The sequence below is a fragment of the Pararobbsia alpina genome (assembly GCF_965118125.1).
Classification (GTDB): domain Bacteria; phylum Pseudomonadota; class Gammaproteobacteria; order Burkholderiales; family Burkholderiaceae; genus Pararobbsia; species Pararobbsia alpina_A.
This window is the reverse complement of record NZ_OZ221288.1, coordinates 1568042-1587578: the sequence shown is the minus strand read 5'-3', so window position 1 is coordinate 1587578 and position 19537 is coordinate 1568042. Positions and strand designations below refer to the sequence as shown.

General features: G+C 59.2%; 20 protein-coding genes. 6 read left to right on the top strand and 14 right to left on the bottom strand.

What is annotated here, in order from left to right:
• The first annotated feature begins 134 nt into the window (after positions 1-134).
• Entirely contained in the window at positions 135-1658 is a 1524-nt protein-coding gene (locus ACMFWR_RS25165) for an ATP-binding protein (protein ID WP_413195100.1), read from the top strand.
• Here the strand turns inward: ACMFWR_RS25165 and flgL are convergent.
• Together flgL and ACMFWR_RS25155 are read right to left on the bottom strand one after the other, a co-directional pair.
• Positions 1626-2867 carry a flagellar hook-associated protein FlgL gene (flgL, locus tag ACMFWR_RS25160; RefSeq protein WP_413195099.1) on the bottom strand — a complete coding sequence of 414 codons (1242 nt, stop codon included), beginning with the start codon at positions 2865-2867 and terminating at the stop codon, positions 1626-1628. The two genes, ACMFWR_RS25165 and flgL, sit on opposite strands and share 33 nt — an antisense overlap.
• 76 nt (positions 2868-2943) lie before the next feature.
• Positions 2944-3414: a DUF3331 domain-containing protein gene (locus tag ACMFWR_RS25155; RefSeq protein WP_413195098.1), complete on the bottom strand. Its 471-nt coding sequence runs from the start codon at positions 3412-3414 to the stop codon at positions 2944-2946.
• 482 nt (positions 3415-3896) lie between these two features.
• Between ACMFWR_RS25155 and ACMFWR_RS25150 the strand changes: the two genes are divergently transcribed.
• Positions 3897-4643, top strand: a complete 747-nt coding sequence (locus ACMFWR_RS25150) for a response regulator transcription factor (RefSeq protein WP_413195097.1) — start codon at positions 3897-3899, stop codon at positions 4641-4643.
• 129 nt (positions 4644-4772) lie between these two features.
• Here ACMFWR_RS25150 and ACMFWR_RS25145 read toward each other — a convergent pair whose 3' ends face one another.
• The 3 genes from ACMFWR_RS25145 to ACMFWR_RS25135 form a co-directional block, all read right to left on the bottom strand.
• Positions 4773-5540: an SDR family NAD(P)-dependent oxidoreductase gene (locus ACMFWR_RS25145; protein ID WP_413195096.1), complete on the bottom strand. Its 768-nt coding sequence runs from the start codon at positions 5538-5540 to the stop codon at positions 4773-4775.
• Between the two features lie 87 nt (positions 5541-5627).
• Entirely contained in the window at positions 5628-6113 is a 486-nt protein-coding gene (locus ACMFWR_RS25140; RefSeq protein ID WP_413195095.1) for a GNAT family N-acetyltransferase, read from the bottom strand.
• A 145-nt stretch (positions 6114-6258) separates the two neighbouring features.
• Positions 6259-6768 carry an AAA family ATPase gene (locus tag ACMFWR_RS25135; RefSeq protein WP_413195094.1) on the bottom strand — a complete coding sequence of 170 codons (510 nt, stop codon included), beginning with the start codon at positions 6766-6768 and terminating at the stop codon, positions 6259-6261.
• A 323-nt stretch (positions 6769-7091) separates the two neighbouring features.
• Between ACMFWR_RS25135 and ACMFWR_RS25130 the strand changes: the two genes are divergently transcribed.
• Complete coding sequence (locus ACMFWR_RS25130; protein ID WP_413195093.1) at positions 7092-7601, top strand: GNAT family N-acetyltransferase; 510 nt, start codon at positions 7092-7094, stop codon at positions 7599-7601.
• Here the strand turns inward: ACMFWR_RS25130 and blaOXA are convergent.
• From blaOXA to ACMFWR_RS25105, 5 genes are all read right to left on the bottom strand, one after another.
• On the bottom strand, positions 7570-8391 hold the full coding sequence (gene blaOXA / locus ACMFWR_RS25125) for a class D beta-lactamase (protein ID WP_413195092.1): 822 nt from the start codon (positions 8389-8391) through the stop codon (positions 7570-7572). The genes ACMFWR_RS25130 and blaOXA overlap by 32 nt on opposite strands.
• Positions 8392-8430: 39 nt before the next feature.
• Positions 8431-9135: a hypothetical protein gene (locus ACMFWR_RS25120; RefSeq protein ID WP_413197342.1), complete on the bottom strand. Its 705-nt coding sequence runs from the start codon at positions 9133-9135 to the stop codon at positions 8431-8433.
• Between the two features lie 105 nt (positions 9136-9240).
• On the bottom strand, positions 9241-10668 hold the full coding sequence (locus tag ACMFWR_RS25115; protein WP_413195091.1) for a DUF1254 domain-containing protein: 1428 nt from the start codon (positions 10666-10668) through the stop codon (positions 9241-9243).
• Between the two features lie 227 nt (positions 10669-10895).
• Positions 10896-11225 carry a cupin domain-containing protein gene (locus ACMFWR_RS25110; protein WP_413195090.1) on the bottom strand — a complete coding sequence of 110 codons (330 nt, stop codon included), beginning with the start codon at positions 11223-11225 and terminating at the stop codon, positions 10896-10898.
• A gap of 110 nt (positions 11226-11335) precedes the next feature.
• Positions 11336-12262: a LysR substrate-binding domain-containing protein gene (locus ACMFWR_RS25105; RefSeq protein ID WP_413195089.1), complete on the bottom strand. Its 927-nt coding sequence runs from the start codon at positions 12260-12262 to the stop codon at positions 11336-11338.
• Between the two features lie 113 nt (positions 12263-12375).
• Between ACMFWR_RS25105 and ACMFWR_RS25100 the strand changes: the two genes are divergently transcribed.
• The 3 genes from ACMFWR_RS25100 to ACMFWR_RS25090 all read left to right on the top strand — a co-directional run bounded on the left by ACMFWR_RS25100 (position 12376) and on the right by ACMFWR_RS25090 (position 15794).
• A complete protein-coding gene (locus tag ACMFWR_RS25100) occupies positions 12376-13119 on the top strand; it encodes an SDR family oxidoreductase (protein WP_413195088.1) in 744 nt (247 codons plus the stop codon).
• 317 nt (positions 13120-13436) lie between these two features.
• Positions 13437-15350 (top strand): FAD-binding monooxygenase, encoded by a 1914-nt coding sequence (locus tag ACMFWR_RS25095; protein WP_413195087.1) that lies wholly within the window; start codon positions 13437-13439, stop codon positions 15348-15350.
• Positions 15351-15353: 3 nt separating this feature from the next.
• Positions 15354-15794 carry a MarR family winged helix-turn-helix transcriptional regulator gene (locus ACMFWR_RS25090; RefSeq protein ID WP_413195086.1) on the top strand — a complete coding sequence of 147 codons (441 nt, stop codon included), beginning with the start codon at positions 15354-15356 and terminating at the stop codon, positions 15792-15794.
• A gap of 146 nt (positions 15795-15940) precedes the next feature.
• Here the strand turns inward: ACMFWR_RS25090 and ACMFWR_RS25085 are convergent, their stop codons facing one another.
• The 4 genes from ACMFWR_RS25085 to ACMFWR_RS25070 all read right to left on the bottom strand — a co-directional run bounded on the left by ACMFWR_RS25085 (position 15941) and on the right by ACMFWR_RS25070 (position 19485).
• A complete protein-coding gene (locus tag ACMFWR_RS25085; protein ID WP_413195085.1) occupies positions 15941-16744 on the bottom strand; it encodes a hypothetical protein in 804 nt (267 codons plus the stop codon).
• A gap of 145 nt (positions 16745-16889) precedes the next feature.
• The gene (locus tag ACMFWR_RS25080) at positions 16890-17624 is read right to left on the bottom strand and encodes a class I SAM-dependent methyltransferase (protein ID WP_413195084.1); all 735 of its coding nucleotides are present in this window, start codon (positions 17622-17624) and stop codon (positions 16890-16892) included.
• Positions 17625-17833: 209 nt separating this feature from the next.
• Positions 17834-18496, bottom strand: a complete 663-nt coding sequence (locus ACMFWR_RS25075) for a DNA-3-methyladenine glycosylase (protein WP_413195083.1) — start codon at positions 18494-18496, stop codon at positions 17834-17836.
• Positions 18493-19485 (bottom strand): sugar-binding protein, encoded by a 993-nt coding sequence (locus tag ACMFWR_RS25070; RefSeq protein WP_413195082.1) that lies wholly within the window; start codon positions 19483-19485, stop codon positions 18493-18495. Before ACMFWR_RS25070 ends, ACMFWR_RS25075 begins: the two co-directional genes overlap by 4 nt.
• Positions 19486-19537 lie beyond the last annotated feature (52 nt).

Below are 19537 nucleotides of genomic sequence, written 5' to 3'. Positions count from 1 at the left end.
CAGGAGTTCGTGTGCGAGCTTGTTGTTGCCGTTGCTGTGAACGCCGTCTCGCGAACTGCGCAATCGAGGCACAACTACGTTGAAATAGTCGTGAAAGAATGCGTGCGCAGTTGCAATGAGAGGGAGTGCTTGAAATGGGTGAATTGTCGCTGTCCAGCGTGCTGGCCGGCGCGGATGGACGGGAATACGGCGAATCCGTGTCGTTCGGTCCGTTCACGCTCCATCCGCTTCAACGGCGCCTCGAGCGTGCCGGCGAAGAGGTGCGGTTAGGGAGCCGCGCGCTGGATATTCTGATTGTGCTGGTTCAACACGCCGGGCAGGTCGTCGACCGGCGCAGCCTGATCACGCGTACGTGGCGCCACATCGTCGTGGATGAGAGCAACCTGCGAGTGCATATCGCGGGGTTGCGCAAGGCACTCGGCGAGGGTGTCGACGGGATCCACTACATCCGCAACGTGCCCGGCATCGGATATTCGTTCGTCGCGAAGGTTTCGCGCTATCTGGCTCCGGCTGACCGCGCGGATGTGGCCTTCGATGCAGTCGAACGAGCGTCGGCTACGCGCATCGTCGCCGGATCGACAGGGTTGATCGGACGCGAGGCGACGCTTGCGTCCTTGATATCCATCGCGCGCCAGACGCGGCTCGTGTCGGTTGTCGGTGGTGGAGGTATCGGCAAGACGACTGTTGCCCGCGCGTTGTTCAATCACACAGCGGCATCGATACCACGCGAACGCTACTTTGTTGATCTGAGCCACTGCGACAGAACAATCAGCGACGTTGAAGCCGCAGTGGCAAACACGCTCGGGATCGATCGCTTAAGCGATAATCGACTCGCACAGATCGCCGGTGCGGTGATGGGGCGCCCTGTGATGATCGTGCTGGACAATTGCGAGCACGTGATCGACGAGGTGTCAGTCCTGACCGAGTATGTCATGGGCCGCTCTCCTTTGAGCCGTTTCATTCTCACGAGCCGGGAAGTCCCCAGAATCAAGGGGGAATATGTCTATCGTATCGGCGGGCTCGCGCTACCTCCTCCTTACGCGAGAGCGTCGCCGCGAGAATGGCTTGGCTATGCATCGGTTCAACTTTTCGTCGTGCGCGCACGTGAGGCGGGCGCGGGCTTCGATTCCGGCGATCACAACTTTGCGACGATCGGCGCGCTATGCCGCAAGCTCGAAGGCGTGCCGCTGGCCATCGAAATAGTGGCCTTGCGTGTCGCTTCGTTCGGGCTTATCCACACGCTGAATCTCATCGACTCGGAATCGCGCTTGCACTGGCCAGCATGTCGTAACGTGCCGCCCAGGCACCGCACGCTCGACGCGTCGATCGAATGGAGCTATCGCTGGCTCAGCGAACGAGAGCGCGTTGCGTTCGAGCGATTGTCTGTGCTCGACGGGCCGGCGAGCCTCGAGGAAATGGTCATTGCCGCCACGCCGGATGTTTCGTCGAGAGCGGGCAGCCTGCATGCGATCGAAGGCCTCGTTGCGAAACACCTGCTCTTCATCACCGAAGAAAATCGCGCGATGCGCGGACGCCTTCCCGCTTCCGAGCAGATCTACGCACGGAAGCGGATGCTCGGATCTGCCAACGACAAAGTGGTCCATTCGACGGCTTCCGACGTGAGACTACGTCTTGATCAAGCTGAAGAGCGACAGTGACTGCGTCTTGACGAAAGCCGTCTGTGTCGCAGTCAGCTGAGTGCTGACCGATACCAGCTGCTCGTAGACGCCGGGCATCTTGTCTGTCGTCAGGCCGACCTCATCGCTCAGTTGCGACGAATACGTGAGGTCTTTGGCGCTTCCAACAGACTTGAGCGACTTGAGCTCCGTCTGCCGCGCTCCGACCGAGGCGAGCGTGGTCAGCATGGTCGTGTACGTGTTGCCAAGCTGCTGCAGTCCCGACGCCATCTGATTCGCCAGGTTTGCATGACCCCCCGGGCTTTGCGACGGGGTTCGCAATGCGGTGATCAGGTTGTCGATTGTTGCGAACACATTGCTCTGCGCTGCGTTGGGCGGCCCAACGTCGAATGTATCTCCGGCTTCAGGCGCGCCGTGGATCATCAGAGTCTGTCCTGCACCTAGCGGAATGGCGGAACCATCCGAATACGCGGCCGGTTGCGTGGTGGTTCCCGTCGTATTGTCCGTCACGGTGTACGTCGTGTTGCCGTTCGCGTCCTTCTGAAATGCGATCGTGTACGCATCCGAATTCGATGCGGCACCCGCTTGAACGGTGGACAGAACGCCAATCGTTGCGGAGCCCGCGTTGCTGCTCGGTGCGGTCGCGATTGAGGATGCCACGCTCGGCGTTGAACTGAGAAACACGTTGCTCCCCGGGTCATTGACGGCCAATTGGCGCGTCGGCCCGACCTGCGCCTTGATTTGCCCCTGGTCGCCGTTGTAGAGCACGCCCGCGCCATTCGGATTGTTCGAGAACGGCGCCGCGCTCGTTTGAAACCCGCCGAACACATAGTTGCCATGCGCGTCGGTCGTGTTGGCCAGGGCGAGCAATTGCGCGCGCGCACTCTCCAGCTCGGTCGCATAGGCAGCGCGATCCGAGTCGCTCAGCGAGCCATTGTTCGCTTTGGCAACGAGGGTCTGGATCTTTTGAAGTTGCGTGACCGCACTGTTGAGCGTGCTGCTTTCAAGACCCAGCGACGCATTGGCCGCATCCTGGTTCGCCGTGTGCTGCGTATTCGCGCTCAGCGCCGTCTTGGTCACGACGGCGTGCGCTGCCGCGACAGGGTCGTCACCGGCAAGACTGACGGTGCGGCCCGACGCGATGATGTTGCTGAGTCGAAGCAACTCGGACTGCTGTTGTGCGATCCCCGTCGGACCGATCTGGTTAAGCGTGCTTGTTGCGATGCGCATGGTCGAACACCGATTGAAATGTGTTCGCGAAAATTACCAAGCGCTTACGGCCGAGTCTGTACCCACTTCAGGCGACTCAATTTTCTGGAGCCGGTCCCGAGAGTGGTCCACTTTCGACCACCTCCGCGACTTCGATCGAGTCGAGGATGGGCCCAATGGCCACGGAGCGGATCATTGCGCCCGCATTTGCCGGCTGACCGATAGGACGATAGATGGGCTCGCCTGGCACGATGCGAACACCTGTCAACGCGCAAAGGCCCGTGATGCGCGCTGTGCCTTCGCGCCATATCTGCGATTCGTAGTTGCACAGCGTCGGGTCGTGCCACGTCACTGCGGCGGTTACGTCGCTGAGACGTTCGAGCACTTTGACATCCGCTAACGAGGTGCATGTCATTCTCGTCGACGACGTCGCACCGCGCGTGCCCCGCCGCAATACCGAGGGCATAGAGGCGTCCGCGAGCTCGTTGGCGGGGGCGGACACCCAGCCGAGCAAGCGTACGGTTCGCGCCCACGGATCGTCACGATGCGGATCGATTACAGAATCCATGATGGTCATCCTCGACTCAGTTGGTGAGACGAGTGTCGAACATCGTGCTATCGGGACATAGTGAAGCGATGTTAAGCGTTGGGAGGGTGTTAAACGAGTGGTGCGCTGGGAAGCGCGCGTGTTGGGGTCGTGTTAAGCGTTGTTAATCCTGGGCAATTGGACGCGCACGGCTTGAATGTCATGCGTCTTAAAGAGAACCCGGCATAAAAAGCCTCGGAAAGTAGAGCGCTTTGTTTCAGCTCGACAGACGCCTCCCAAGAGCTGGGACGTGTACGACCAAGTAGGGATTGTCCTCGAGAGAAGTCTCACTACACTGCGCGTATCGGCGGCCTTTGTGTCTGAGACCGCTTCTCCCTCTGCAACAGCGATCGGTACCTCTATCCCCATTCGAAGCGCAATCCGCGTCGCGACCCCGAGTCTCTGTATTCGAATTGGCGAAACGACCCGGATCGTCGGATATGGGCACACGACGGAAGAAGCACATGAAACAACCTGGGTTATCTCTCTCGGACACGCTTTCGAACACACACGTCGACGCGATCGCTGCCTCGTGGGTGCACGACGATTCAGACGGCTCGAAAGGCGCGACCGTCATGTTGCTCGATGAGGACCCATGGTTTTGCGCGCACGTCGAACGGATGCTGTGGGCGAGGGGATTGAACGTCCAGGCGTTCAATCGCGTGGAGGACTTTTTTTCAAGGGCGCCATGCGCCAAGGCTGCTTGCCTGATCCTCGAGGCTCAATTGCAAATCGTGAACGGCCTCGATATACAACGTCATCTTGCGTTGGCAGGCGACCTCACGCCGCTCGTCTTCGCCACATCGCTCGACTGTGCTGCAACCGCGGTGCAGGCGATGAAGGGCGGTGCGATCGACTATCTCGTCAAGCCCTTGCGTGACGAAGCGCTGCTTGATGCAGTTTTCGAGGCTATTGAACACGGCGGCGCGCTACGTCGCGGGGAGATCCGCGTGTTCGATGAGCCTGCCGGTGGGGAAGCTGAAGACTCTGCTGAAACGTCGGCTGGCCTGAACGCGCTGACACCGCGCGAACGCGAAGTCATGGAGCTGATTGCCGTCGGGAAGCTCAACAAGCAAGTCGCGTATGAGCTCGGCATCAGCGAAATGACCGTCAAAGTCCATCGCGGCCGCGTGATGAAGAAAATGGGCGCGAGGACGGTTGTGGATCTGGTACGGAGGTTTGATCGGTCGGTCAAGGGGACGCGGTCGTAGCGCGCGGCAGTCAAGTTTCGAGTCCCTTTGCCCTACCGGCCGCGCATCAGCTGGCTGAAGTGCCCACCGCGCGGGCCGTTCTCTCGAATACTTGGCAATCTGTTGCGCCCGTAGAAACCGTCGCTCGACCTAAGGCAGCACGACACCTGAAACCTCCTCACAGATTCGTAGGAACCGATCCTGCAAGTCGGGATCAAGCGCTTGCTCATTCGCCCTCATGCGCTTCAAGTGATAGAAATATTGGCCCGTCACTTCCGCCTTGGCGTCGTCGCCGGCAGCAAGCCATGCCTGCGTCAAATGCGCCTGGTCCATTTCGTCCGGCGCGCCGGGCCCGCCCATCCTTGTCGCAACCCAACCCGGCTCAAGCGCATTGCTCAGCACGTCGGGCCAACGCCGTGCAACAGCGAATGCCAGCATCGTGTCGTGAAGCTTGCTCTCAGCATAAGCCTGAGATCCATTCCACCGACGCTTGCGCCAAAGGATGTCGTCAAGATTGGCATCCGCATGGTGATGCATGCCCGAACTCAGATAGACGCACCGCTTTGGACGCTCGATCAATGCCGTGAGGATGTAGGCCGACAGCGTGTTGACCGCGAAGACATGAGGCAAGCCGTCGGCCGTCAGGCGATTGCCTTCGCGATAGCCCACCGCCGCATTGTGGATCACGGCATCGAAGCGCCCCAATGTATTGACGTCCGCAGCAACCTTCCTCGCGGCTTCGATGGTTTCCAGGTCACCTATGACGACTGCCTCGGCTTCCGGCAACGCACGCTTCGCGTCGCGTGCACGATCGGCATTGCGTGCGTGCAGCACGACCTGATGCCCCTGCTGAACAAGCTTTTCCGCCGCCATCAGGCCCAAGCCGGTCGACGAACCCGAGATAAAGATACGAGACATGATGTTCTCCTTGTAGATGCCGGGGGCTTCGCCTGACCGGCAATGGATGACGTTCAGGAATTCGGACGGGCTTCGCGCTAACCGCGCTTAAAGCTCGTAGTGATATTCGTCGCTCACAGAACCCTTGAACTCGTCGGCACTCTTCACGTGCCGGACGCACGAGAAGCCGAGGGATTCGACGAGACGGATTGATGCAACGTTTCGCGTGTCGATTTCTGCGCGGAATTTGACGATGCCGTACGCTTCTCGAAGAGCCGGGAGCAGTTCACGCAGCGCTTCTTGTGCGTAGCCCTGACGCTGGCTCGCCGAAAATATGAAATAGGCGATCCAGGCTTCTTTCGAGTTCAGGTCAATCGTTGCCTGAGTGTAGCCATGCGCCTTGTCGTCGACGTCAAACAACCCCCAGTTTAGCCACGCTTCGCTTCCGTCCGGTGAACGGCGGCTTTCGAGTTTGCGGTATCTCGTCGCGAGCGCCTCCAGGGATGTTGGCGGATCCTGCGGGATGTGACGATAGCAAGCGGCGTCGTTCAGTCCCTCGAACATGTCATTAGCATGCTCCGCGACAAGTGGCACGAGCCGGATGCGAGGGGTCGATAGGATCGATGAATCGAAGGGTGTTGTGATCAAAGATGTTCGCCTTGTTGCTCGCAAGTTTTGCTTATGTGTAATGGACGCTCGAGTTGCCAGAATGTAGCGGGCATGAGCAGCGTTCGGGGCGCTACGCCCTCATCAGATTCACGACATAGGTGACCCAGTCATCTAACGACATGCTGGATGTGTCGAGAATCCTGCATCCGTCTTTGTGCGCTTCGTTCCTCAGATAGCGCGCCCAGTTCATCATGTGTTCGTTCGCCAGGTCGGGTTGATTTCTGGCCGAGGACAATCTGTCGATTCGCGTTTGGTCGTCGCAATCGACCAAGACGGGAACGTAGCGGAGGCCGCCCGCGCTCGCTGCGGCTTCGGCAAGGTACGACAGGCGAGTTTGGCCTTCGAACAGAATCGGGCGCGTGGGGTTTGGCAGCGTCGCTATTCTGTGAAGCCACTCAAATGTCTTGGCGCGTTGCCACGCCTCGCCCGATCCATGCGTCGCGAGCATCTCTTCTGTACTCGGCACCCCGATCCGATCGAAGTAGAACACGTCGAATTCGTTTCCATGGCGCCTCTCGATTTCCTGAGCGATGGTGGTTTTCCCCGCTCCCGAAGCGCCGATGAGAATGACAACCGTCATAGTTTCCTCGTGACGACTTGAACGCATGCGATGAAAGCGATGCGCCACGACTTTACAACGAACTCAACGCGACGGGCACCGAGGTCGCCAGATGAATCACGGATAGCGTGAAGTTGACGAGGGAAATAACAACAGGCAGTATCGGCGCATGAACTACGACGCCAACTCCATGATGATGCGTACCATGACCGCCTCCGGCGGCCCGTGGGAGTCGTAGCGTTCAGACCATTGCAGTATTCCCAACGGCCCGCCAGTCATGACGGAGCCGTACGCTTTGAGCCGCTCCGACATGCACCGACGTAAATTGGAGCGAGGACCGCTCAATGCTGACCATCCGAAAAGCAACCGCAGCCGATGCAATTGAAGCGTGGAATATCCGCGCGGATTCAGTGCTCACCGCATGCATCAATCACTATCCCTCGGAGACACTGTCGTCCTGGATAGAAGGTACGCCCGGCGAGAAATGGACAAAGCTCGTCGAGCACGGCTTCTACGTGATTGAAGACACCAACCTGATCGTCGGCACAGGGATGCTGACCCCGGCGAACGGGCAGATCGATGCGATCTTTGTTCGTCCGTCTCATATGGGCAGGGGCGTGGGACGGTTGATGCTGGACTATCTCGAGTCCCAGGCGAAGACGCATGGCATCTCAATGATGCGACTTGATTCGACGCTCAACGCAGCGCCCTTTTATCGGCGCTGCGGGTGGTCAGGCGATGAGATCTCCGTCTACAAATCTCCACGCGGAATTGATCTGGCTTGTGTGCCAATGACCAAGCGCGTCGCGGCACAAGGCCAGGTTATCCGCGGTTCGACCCCACCAGCTTCGTAGTCAGGCCCGGAAATTCCCCAAGAAACGCATCACGTGCCCGTAGGCCGGCGGGTCCTTTACCAGCGACGCCGTCGTCCTGAATCAGTCGTGCGAACACCAGTGTTTTGTCCTCACGCCGGGCCCATCCGACGAACCATCCCCAGCCGTGCGCTCTATCGTCTGATCCGTCGGCGTTCGCTGGAAATCCGGCTCCGGTCTTCCCGTGTATATCCCAGCCGTCCGGGAGTTGAGTCACTTCGGTGATCTGCTCGGTCATTGCGAACGCGTGGTCGGTCACTGGCAGCTTGCGATTGACCAATTTCGTCAGAAAAGACACCTGCTCTCGCGGGCTGATCTCCAACGACGAATCAATCCACGCATGGGTCAAACCGTCGGGATGCCGCGAATCGCCCGATACATTGGCATTGCCGAAGGCGAATTGTTTCGCATAGTCGGCAAAGCGGGTCATACCCAATGACGTTGTCACGCGTTGCGAGAACCACACGACCGAATACTTGATCCAGCGCGTAGGGTCGGTCGGCTGTTTCCAAATGGCACCGAGCCAGTCGGGGTCACCCTGGCGGTACTCAAAAGTGGGATTGTGAGCATCTTTAAGAATCCCCGAGTCATAACCCATCAAACTGATTGCGATTTTGAAAGTCGATGCGGGTGTCACGCGCTTCGCACAGTCGCCTTGCTCGAGCAACGTTTTCCCGCTGTTGGCATCCGCGACGATGGTGCAGATCGTGTGAGCATTGACCGACATAGCCGCACACATTGACGTGGCGACCAGCAACATTCTTAATTTCATGGTGTTTGTGAATTCGAGTAGGCGGGCGGTTCTGATCGTTCAATCAAGCCGATACCAGCGCCCTGACTCCGGATACACGGCAACGGGTGCACCGTTCATCCAGACTTGTTCGTCATCTGGCTGCTGAGAGGTCGAAGGCGAGACGTCGAAGTCCACCTTCAGTGCACGAGTCACACCGACGTCTTCGATGGGAAGCTCCCAGGTCAGAAATATCTGGATGTCATCGTGATTCGATGCGAAGTCATCCGCATTAAAACCGGTGCTGTCGCGTCGAATAACGCCATGTGGTTGGCAGGTGTCGAATATCACCGCCGTTCCGCGAGTCAGGGGAATGCGAAGGCCTGTCGACGCGAAATGCAAGTCGAGCCCTTTGTCTTCGCTCAGGAACAGATTGCAGAAAGCGGCGCTGCCGTATTGGCCGCCGTCATGGTGGTACCGCGCGCCGCGGCAGGCCATCAATGCGATATCACTCGAGGCGAGTACATCAGGCAATCCGAGTGCGGATGTCCAGGCAGTCATTGCCTGCACACATCGCAGGAAATCCGGCCAACGTGCTCGCGTGCGTGCCAAGGGCATCGTCTCGACGTCACCCGGTTCGAGGACGAGTTGCGTAGACGTTTCTCGTTCCCAATCCGCAAGCACACGCGCGGACGGCGCAGGCACTTCGACCGTGGCTGTTAAAACGACGTCACTTACGCGGCGACTGCGAATGGCGTCGCCGCTCCAGAAATAGGAAGTCAGTATGTCGGTCACGTGTCGCGGTGAATGGCCTTAATCATCTGCGTGATTGTAGCGATTCGATGTGTCTGCATCGACGCAATTCGAATCCCCATGCGTACCGCGACGTGCTCAATTCGCTTTCACGACCGCCGGCGGCGTCCACTTTCCGCTCGTGATGGCCTGTTCCGGCCAATATGCCCTGACATACAGGGAAAAATCAGCATCCTTCGGCGCGGGCAGCCAGTTCGACTCATGATCGGCCCCGGGGGAATCGGCCTGAATGTAGATCGTGAGAGAACCGTCGGCATCAGGCTTCAACGACTTGTTCTTGGTGCCAAGCGAATAACGCTTCAAAGCGTTTGGTTCGAAGAAGTGGTGGGTGTTGTAAAGCGTGAGCGACCAGAAACCTCGCACGGGCGGAAGCGCGCCCTTCTTGAACGTCAGCGTATAGCGATTCGCACCGTTCAGGCGTCCGCCTGAAGCGTCGAGATCCTGATAGAAGTATTTCGTCTCGTTCGGCTTGTTGACGAAGATGTTCGATTTGGCGACCGCGGTGCGGGTCAGGTAGTCCGTTCCGAACATCGCGCCGTTGTCGATGGTCCCCCAGTTGTCCGGCAGCGGAATACCGAAATTACGCAATTCGAATAGCGGTTGAATGACTTCGCTATCGGTTTTCCCGGCTTCGTCGATCATCGCTTGTTTGATGGCCGGATCGCGCTGAGCGGCTGCAAGAACGGTCGTGATGCGTTTGTAGCGCGCCTGTTCGCCGGGCAATGGCGGGGCGTCTTTCATAATGAGCGGCAATTCATCGACAAACTTGGCCGGATCCACCCATTTTGTTTCGGCGTCGCCAGTCGCCTGCGCCGGGAATTTAGGTGCGTCGGCCCAGACACGATGCTTCATCTTGCCGTCGAACTGGGAAAGCGGATACATATCGACCGCGTTCACGAAAGGCTGCACGGCGCGTTTGTCTTCAGGCGTGTCGTCCATAAAGATGCGCGGCACGACGAAGCCCGTATTGGTTGATGAGCGAAACACCTTGGTGATGCCCTTGGGTACTGTGCCTTTCCAGTTGGGTCCGACCAGCATATAGAAGCCGGGCTTGGTGCCATACATCGCACCGAGATCCGCGAAGCTGTCGGTCCGGACGTCGACGATCTGATACACCCAGAAGCGTTTGCCGAAGTCGGGTACTTGAATCACCACCGGGCTTTCATCGAGCGCGAGTGTCGATGCGCCGTATACGACATCCTGGTTCGGGCACGCGACCAGTCTTTCCTCCGGCTGTACATAGTCGCTAAGCATGGCGAGCCGGTTGGGTGGCGCGATCGGCACGATGCCGCCTTGTAGCCCTGGCTCGGGTACGTCCTTGAAGGCGAGTCGCCGGTTGTACACGTTGAGCATCGGCCACGCCCAGAAGTAGGCGTCGCGCGCGACCATCCTTGCGTAGCCTTCGGTGATCTTCGGCTCAGGGGTGCTCGTCGTTCCTTGGGCAACCGCACTGATGGCGGAGATCGTGAGTGACGCAGCCAGCAACGCAGCCAAAAGCGTTTTCATGAGAATCCCTCGAATGCGTGATCGCGCCAGAACGGCGTACCGCAAACCAATGCATCTCAAGCATCGGCAGGGACCATCAATACGCTTGCGTCGCGTGCCGAGAGATCGGCCCGTCTTCGAGCGACACGATCCACACGTCAACGATATCGGATGAGCTGACTAGAAATGAACGTGTCTCCGCGCACTTCGCGGAGCGTCGAAATGATTCGCGAGCTTGAGAAATCGCGCTACTCGATGACGATATCCCGCTCGCCGCCGGACTGGACGTTGATGTACACGACATCCGTCTGGGTTTCGTTCCGGACGTGATGATGCACGCCGGGCGCAAGCGCGTAGTAGTCGCGGACCTCGACTTTCCTGACTTCGCTTCCTTCGCGGAACTCGACCGTCAATACGCCTCGGACCACGACAAAGCGATCGGAGATGTGGGTGTGATGGTGCCACTGCGTTTCGCCACCAGGGCGAACGGTGGTGCGTGTGACGCTGTAATCCGCTTCTCCGATCAGCGACTTATACAGGACGTCGCTATTTGCCAGAGGGATGTCTTGGTCTTCCATAACGGTGCTCCGGATCCGAACAGATCAATCGATCCACGGATCAATGCGTGTGTCGTTCAAATGCAGGTTGGATCGATTGTACGGCGAGCGGCAGCCTGACGCTCGAGTCCTTACCCTCTTGCATCGAACCGTGCCGCAATACGTTGCACCCGAAACGACTCGACGACAAACTCGACAAAGGCTCGTGTCTTCGGCGGTAACAGTTTCTTGTTGGGGTAGTACAGGCTGATCGTCCCCAGGCTCGCAAACCACCCCGGCAGCAGTCGGACCAGACAGCATTTTCGCAATAGCGGTTCAGCGTGCGGCATAGGTAGTAGTGCAACGCCGAGGTCGCGTACCGCGGCGGCGGCCATCGCTTCGGGGTCGTCGAAAATCATCCGCGTACGAAGCTGTGCGTCGGCGCGCTCGCCAATCGCGTTCTGCAATGTCCACGCATAGACACGTCCCGAAGAAATCGAGCGACGTGCGATGCCGTCGAGCACGGCGAGTTCGGACGGATGCACGGGCATGCGTTTGCCTTCCATATAGCGCGGCGACGCCACAGCGACCACATGCGCAGGCGCAAGCTCGCGCGCAACGACGCCTTCGTTCAGCTCGATGCCGCCGCCGACCGCGACGTCATATCCGTCGCCCACGAGATCGACCTGCCGATTGTCGAAGTGCCAGTCCGGCACGATCGACGGATATCGCTCGAGAAACTCGCCAAGCAGCGGCACCAGATACTCGCGGCCGAACCCGACGCCGACGCTGACTTTCAAGGTGCCCGACGGCGCGCCGTTTTGCTGGGACACATGCGAGAACGCCTGTTGAAGGTCGTCGAATGGCGTGCGGACCTGCCCGAGAAACTGGTCGCCTTCATCGGTCAGCGTCAGGCTGCGCGTGCTTCGGTGGAACAGCCTCAGGCCCAGTTGCGCCTCGAGCCGGCCTACATTCTTGCTCACCGCGGCGGGCGTCAAACCGAGTCGGCGCGCAGCTGCCGAGAAGCTGCCGGTCTGGGCGGTCGTGACAAACGATTCGAGGAGATTCAAGGCTTCCATCGCCGTCCTGATACTTTGGGTTGAAAGTGATTGCCGTGATTATGGTCTATTCGAAGTGGAATCGCAGAACCATACTGCAGTCACTTTCTTCCACACAAGCAACGGAGCACATCATGGCAACGGTTCTCAACGGTAAGGTGGCTTTTGTAACGGGCGGCGCACGTGGCATCGGCGCAGCGATTGTGCGTCGTCTCGCACGCGACGGTGCGACGGTCGCGTTCACGTATCGCGGCTCGGCTGCTCAGGCCGACGCGCTCGCAGCCAGCATCAAGCAAGACGGCGGCAAGGCACTGGCGATCCAGTCCGATGCGGGCGACGCTGCGGCGCTGACGCGCGCCATCGACGAAGTGGCCCGTGAGTTCGGCAAGATCGATATCCTCGTGAACAACGCAGGCGTCTTGTTGCTCGGCCCGATCGACGGTTTCTCGCTCGACGATTTCGACAAGACCGTTGAAGTCAACGTCCGCGCCGTCTTTGTCGCGAGCAAGGCCGTGCTTCCGCATATGGGCACCGGCGGCCGGATCATCAATATCGGCAGCACCAACGCCGATCGCATGCCTTTCCCGGGCGGCGCCGTCTACGCAATGAGCAAGTCCGCACTGCAAGGCCTCGTGCAAGGCATGTCGCGTGACCTCGGCCCGCGTGGCATCACGGTGAACAACGTGCAGCCGGGTCCGGTCAACACGGACATGAACCCGGAAAACAGCGAGTTCGCTGCTTCGCTGCATGGTTTGATGGCCCTGCCGCGTCACGGTCACGCCGATGAAATTGCCGGCATGGTGGCGTATGTCGCGAGCCCCGAAGCCGCGTTTGTCACGGGCGCGAACCTGATGATCGATGGTGGCTTCGCTGCCTGATCGCAGGGTTCCGCACTCGGCGCGCAATCGAAACGTTGCGCGCCTGGGCCTGATCTGCGCCCTCGCAGGCTGCTGACCTTTGGGTCGGAGGCAAGCCTGTGAGGGCGCTTTGTCGTGCACCCGGTTCCGACGTTGTATCCGCAGAGCGCTGCTCAGTTTGACTCGAGTCAGTCTCGCAACTTTTAGCGTTGATCCCCTCGCGTGTCTGTCGACGAAATCTAAGGGTATTTACTCATTCAAGGGTGCTTTTCATATAGTTTGTGTACGGAGTATATTTCGCTTCAACAGGAGACCGAGCCTGATTGGAGGAAGACACCATGCAATTTCATCTCAACGGATTTCACGTCGGCGATCCGACGATCGAGCCCGCTGTCACCGGCGCGTTTCGCGCCGATATGCCCGACACGGTCGACGTGCTCATCGCCGGCAGTGGTCCGGCCGGCTTGGTGCTCGCGGCGCAGCTGTCGCAGTTTCCATCGATCAAAGCGCGCATCGTCGAGCGTCGCTCGGGCCCGTTGCTGATGGGACAGGCCGATGGTGTCGCATGCCGGACCGTTGAGATGTTCAATGCCTTTGGCCTGAGCGACCGGATGCTGCGCGAAGCCTATTGGGTCAACGAAACCGCGTTCTGGAGACCGGATGCAACCGACCGTGGCGCGATTAAGCGTACCGGTCGTGTTCAGGACACCGAATCAGGTCTGTCTGAATTTCCGCATGTCATTGTCAATCAGGCGCGCGTTCAGGAGTATCTGCTGGATGTGATGCATCGTTCCGCACAGCGACTCGAGCCGGACTACGACCTCGAAGTCGTGGACGTGCAGCGCGACGACGTGGGTGACTATCCGGTCCGCGTGACTTTGCGTCGGACGAATGCATCGCAACTCGATGAACTCGTCACGGTCCGCGCGAAGTACGTCGTGGGTTGCGATGGCGCGCGCAGTCGTGTTCGCACCTCGATCGGGCAGACGCTTAACGGCGATGCAGCCAACCATGCATGGGGCGTCATGGATGCGCTCGCCGTGACGGACTTCCCGGACATTCGCCTGAAAGTCGCGATTCAGTCGGCGAGCGAAGGCAATCTGCTGATCATTCCGCGTGAAGGCGGCTACCTTGTGCGCTTTTACGTCGATCTGGGCGAAGTCACTCCCGAGAATCGGGACACGATCAAGCAGACAAAGGTCGACCGCATCATTCAGACCGCGCAGCGAATCCTGCACCCGTATTCGCTTGATGTGAAAGAGGTCGCATGGTTCTCGGTTTATGAAGTGGGTCAGCGTTTGACGGATCGGTTTGACGACGCGATTCGCATGGATGGAACAAAGCAAGTGCCGCGCGTGTTCATTGCCGGGGATGCCTGTCATACGCACAGTGCGAAAGCAGGGCAAGGCATGAATGTATCGATGCAGGACGGTTTCAATCTCGGTTGGAAGCTGGGAGCCGTATTGCAAGGGCTGAGCGACGTCGACCTGCTGCGTACGTACTCCGATGAACGTCAACCTGTCGCGCAGGAGCTGATCGACTTTGATAAAGAGTGGTCGGCGATGATGGCCGCGCCGCCGAAAGATCCATTGCGCCCCGAGGCGGGCGGCATCGATCCGGAGGAGCTTCAGGCCTATTTTGTTCGCGCGGGCCGATATACAGCGGGCGTCGCGACGCGCTATCGACCGGGCGCGTTGACGGGGGAGTCCACCTATCAGTCACTCGCAAGTGGCTTCACCATTGGCACGCGCTTTCACTCGTCGACCGTCGTCCGGGTCGCGGATGCAAAGCCGATGCAGCTTGGGCACGCGGCACGCGCGGATGGCCGCTGGCGCTTGTATGCGTTTTCGGATGCGAGCGGGGAAGCTCTGAACGCGTTGTGCGAAAACTGGGCTACGTCGCCGGATTCGATCCTTAAGCTGATCACACCGCCGGGCGCCGACTGGGACCATGTCGTTGACTTGCGCGCGGTGTTGCAGAAGCCTCATCGCGATGTCCGCGTCGGCGATCTGCACTCGCTGTTGCTGCCGCGCAAGGGACGTTACGGATTGATCGACTACGAGAAGGTATTTACGAGCGACGCGGCAAGCGATATCTTCGTCGAGCGCGGCGTAAGCCGTGAAAAGGGCGCACTCGTTGTCGTGCGTCCGGATCAGTATGTCGCGCATGTGTTGCCACTGGATGCTCACGCAGAATTAAGTGACTTCCTGCTGCGCATTTTTCGAATTCACACACCTGCGCTCGTCGCTTAAAAATTGCCGCCCAAACACGACGTCCCCGAAGCGCTCTCCCGATTCACTGGCAGTCTGGTGCGGCGCGCCCAGCAGCGGCACGTAGCCGTGTGGCTTAGCGAGGTTTCTGCGGAGATCACGAGCGTGCAGTACGCGGCGCTCGAGGTCCTGCAGAGGACACCGGGCGTCAATCAGCGACAACTTGGCGATGAACTCGACGTCGATCGTTCGACCATCGCGGATCTGGTCGCGCGCCTGGTCCGCAATGAGCTGGTCGAACGCAAGGACGACCCGGTCGACAAGCGGAGCTACGTGCTGTATCTCACCAGCGCCGGCAAGAAACAACTCGCAACCTTGCGACCACGTGTCGAAGAAGTTGAGCGCATATTGACGGCGAGGCTGACGCACGAAGAGCGCATGGAATTGCGTCGGCTGCTTTCAACGTTGTTGCCGTCGGAGGAGTAGTCCGACGTCGCGATAGCGAGTCGGCCTGACCGAAGTGCATTGGACTCCTGCCGTCGGGTGACTCGAAGTCCCGAAGCGCCGTCGGCTCAACGGCGTTTCTGCATGTGCCGGCAGCGCGACATGCCCCTGCTAAACCGGCGGGCTCGTCAGTTGATGACAGGCGTGGAGAGAGCCAGCAAACCTTGCGAAGCAGTTTGCATCACCTTCGCGGATAAGTCGGCCCCCGAAACGTCTTCGTAGCGAGCCGGGATGCGCTCTTTCAGACGAAATAGTCGCTGATGCGCTGAGCGAGTGATCTGACAGTAAGTGACTGCCTGAACCCGGCCTCGCAGTGCACCGTCCTCTTTGAGCTCCTTTTCTCGGGTGGTCTTCGCCGCAACTTCGTGACCGACCACGAACGCCCTGAACATCGGCGTTCCGTCGAGCGTGCCGCTGTTGAGAAAATCCTGTACGTAGCCGTCGGCCTGGTTCATTTCCTCGCGGCCGATCGCGGATCTTCCCTTTTTGAGTTCGATGATCAACACGTTCTGGATGCGCGTGAGCGTCGGATCGGCCGGATCAAATCCTTCGGTACCGACTATTGAGCAGGTCGCGTCTCCGAGCACGACGATGTCCGGTCGTTGTCTCTGATTGATGAAGGCGCCAGCAGACAGTCTCTTTTTAAAGATCTTTTCTGCCGCCGTACGCAGGCTGACGTTCGAAGAATATTCGCTACTGTCGAATTCAGGCCCAAACAACCAGCGCGCTTGTGTGACTAAGGGGTGGAGAGTGTGCAACTCGTCGGTGGTTTCGTCGCCACATAGCTTCTCGATGGCCGCCAGTACGGCCAGACGATGATCGATCTCGTCGAGCACCGATAGCGCATCGCGGATGGTCCATTGACGGAGAAGTTGATCAATGTCGCCGAGTCGGCCGCCCTCTGCTTCGGTCATACGGTTGCCGCGCTGCATTGTGCTTTCTCGCTCGGTTTTGTCGGTTTGGTCAACGAATAGTCCGGTCCGGTTGCCGCACGTAGACGTGAAGACCTTCCATCGTAGCGATTTGCATGAAGCGATCTTTGTACATTTCGATCACTGTGGGGCGCCGACGTTCGAACTAACGCGCCCGTGCATGTACCAGCCGCAATCCCCAACCTGTGCGAATCGTGCCGTCGCTGTCCTGAAGGGGCGACAGGGCGGGCATGAAGTGATCCCTGAGCCGGTTGCGTGCTGGTTCTGAGAGGCGGTCGACGTCGTATGTTTCGCCCAGTGACTGCCACAGTTCGTCGGGCGTCGGACTCCATGGTACGTCGATGTCTTCGAAACGAATGTCGTCGAAACTTTCGCGCAGCAACTCAGTCCAGCCATCCATCGATCTTGTTCGTGAGTCGCCAAATGGCAGCGGTGAAAGATCCTCTTTCGCGATGGGCTTGAACGCGTTCAGAAAGATCTGATTGACCTCGCCCAGCAAAAACGTGCGGCCAATGATCGCGCCGAACGTGCCGCCGGGCCTCAGAACGCGTCGAATCTCCTGCATGACCTGGCCAATATCGTCCATCAGCATGAGCGCCATATGCGACAGCGCAACGTCGACCGCGCCCGTGTCAACAGACATGGCTTGTGCGCGTTCATTCAGCAACACCACTTCCGGGGGCAATGCCTTTCTCGCGAGATTGAGTTCTCCCTCGCTCATATCCACGCCGATGAGACGCACATTCTTATTTTTATTCAGGAGAAGTCCCAAGAGATGGCCGTCACCGCATGCAACGTCGAGCACGGTTTTAACAGAGGGCATTTCGAGCGCAAGTGAAGCAAGCACGTCGTACGACGATCGATATTCGCGTGAAGCCATCCATGCGGGAAAGCCTCCAAACGCCGAACTCGTTGCACCTGCAACACGTCCGTGGAAGTTCTGCAGATACCGCTCACTGGGGGAGAACGCGCTCATTGGATTCCGTGTGAACATCGATGTGAACGCACCGAGGATACACAGCTTTGTCGTGAGCGGTCGATGTCCAGGCGGGATATTGCTATCGCGTGCGTTGTTAGCGTCGCAGGCGGCTACTCGAGCGTTGTTAGCAAACGCCTCGGCCCGCTTACGCAGCGATTGCCGATTTCAAAGAATCGCAAAGGCCGATCCATTTCGCGTGACAAGCCGATACGCGTCGTCACGCCGACCGCGGTTGCTGGTTGGGCCGGGCTGTTCGCCGCGGGTTGCTCGGTACCAAGCCAGAGCCCAGAACCCGTGCATAGATTCTTTCCGTCCGATTCGACGCCCACGCCGAGCGCGGCGCACAGTCGTCCGGGACCGCGTGCAAGTTCGCGTATAGGTACCGTAGAACCCCGTCGTGACTGCATGAGTTCGATGCCGGAGCGCGGCTCAAGTGCTCGTAGCAATACCCCGGCCCCGATACCGTCTGGTTCGGCTGAAATGTTCAACGTCCACGCCGCGCCATAGACGAGCTTCACGTACGCAAAACCGGGTGCCTTGAAAAGCGGTGCGTTGTACCGTGTCAGCCCTCGATACGCATAGCCGGTCGAGTCGCCGACAGGATAGGCTTCAACTTCGACGATCCTGCCGGCGCAGCATCCTTCAGCGGTGTCATGCGTAAGCCATTTTCCAACCAGCCAGCGCGCAAGCTCGACGGCTCCGGACGGCAGTTCGTCGCTGCGCAGCGCGCGCAGCGACTCCGTTTCTCCGCGACGGCTTTCGTCCTGCTTCAATGCTTGAGACAGGTGTCAGCGTTTTGCCACGTGCACGTATCGAGACCGGTGTGGATGATCGTCTTGACCGTCTTGCCTTGCGCAAGATCACGCATGACCATCGCGGCCTGATACCCCATTTCCTCAGGGCGTTGACCGACCAGAGCGTTGACCTTGTGATCCTTGAGTGCCTGGATTTCAGGTGCAAGCGTGTCGGCCGAGATAATGACGAACTTGCCGCTCGAGATCTTGTCCATGATCGGCGTGACGACTTGCGAATAGGCCTGTGGCGCAAACAACGGCCAGCCGCCTTCGAGCACGAACGCATCAAGCCCTGTCGCGTTGGCGGTCAGCGTGTCCTGCATCATCTGATTCGCCTTCGCGGCATCGTCGTTCGAATACAGCGGGCAAGCGCTGATCTCATGCCAGTTGTTCTCGCCATTCAGCTTGGTGATGCCCTTCTTGCCGCCCAGGGCGTCGCGCGTGCCTTGCGCACGTTGATTGATGTTTTCAGCGGCAGGATTGCCCATGACGAGGCAGATGTTGCCGCCCTTGGGCATCAGCGCCTTGAGCTGTTCAGCGAGTTTCTGGCCAAGCTCGTAGTTGTCGGTCCCCACATACGCCTTGCGCAGCGACGCATCCTTCGGCAGCAAGTCGGCATCCGCGGTGATGATCGGGATCGACAGGTGACGACGGCGCAGGACTTCGGCCACCGCCGGCGCGTTGGAAGGCGAGATCGCCATCGCAGCAACGCCCTTGGTCAGCAAGTCGTCGATGATCTGCACTTCGGCGCTTTCATCGGCAGCGGTTGCAGGCCCGGTGTAGTAGCAGGTGAAGCCCTGACCCTTCAGTTCCTTGTTGGCGCGATCGCACCCCTGATGCATGAGGTCGAAGTACGGGTTGTCGAGTCCTTTGACGACGAGCGCAAGGGTCTTGTCGTCCGCAAATGCGGTCGAGGCGAATAAAGCCAGCCCTCCGATCGCGGCCATGCACATCGAAGCAATCTTCATGTTTCCTCCTGGTCGGCGCCGGCTCTGCGGCGCACATGTCTGCTCGCACTAA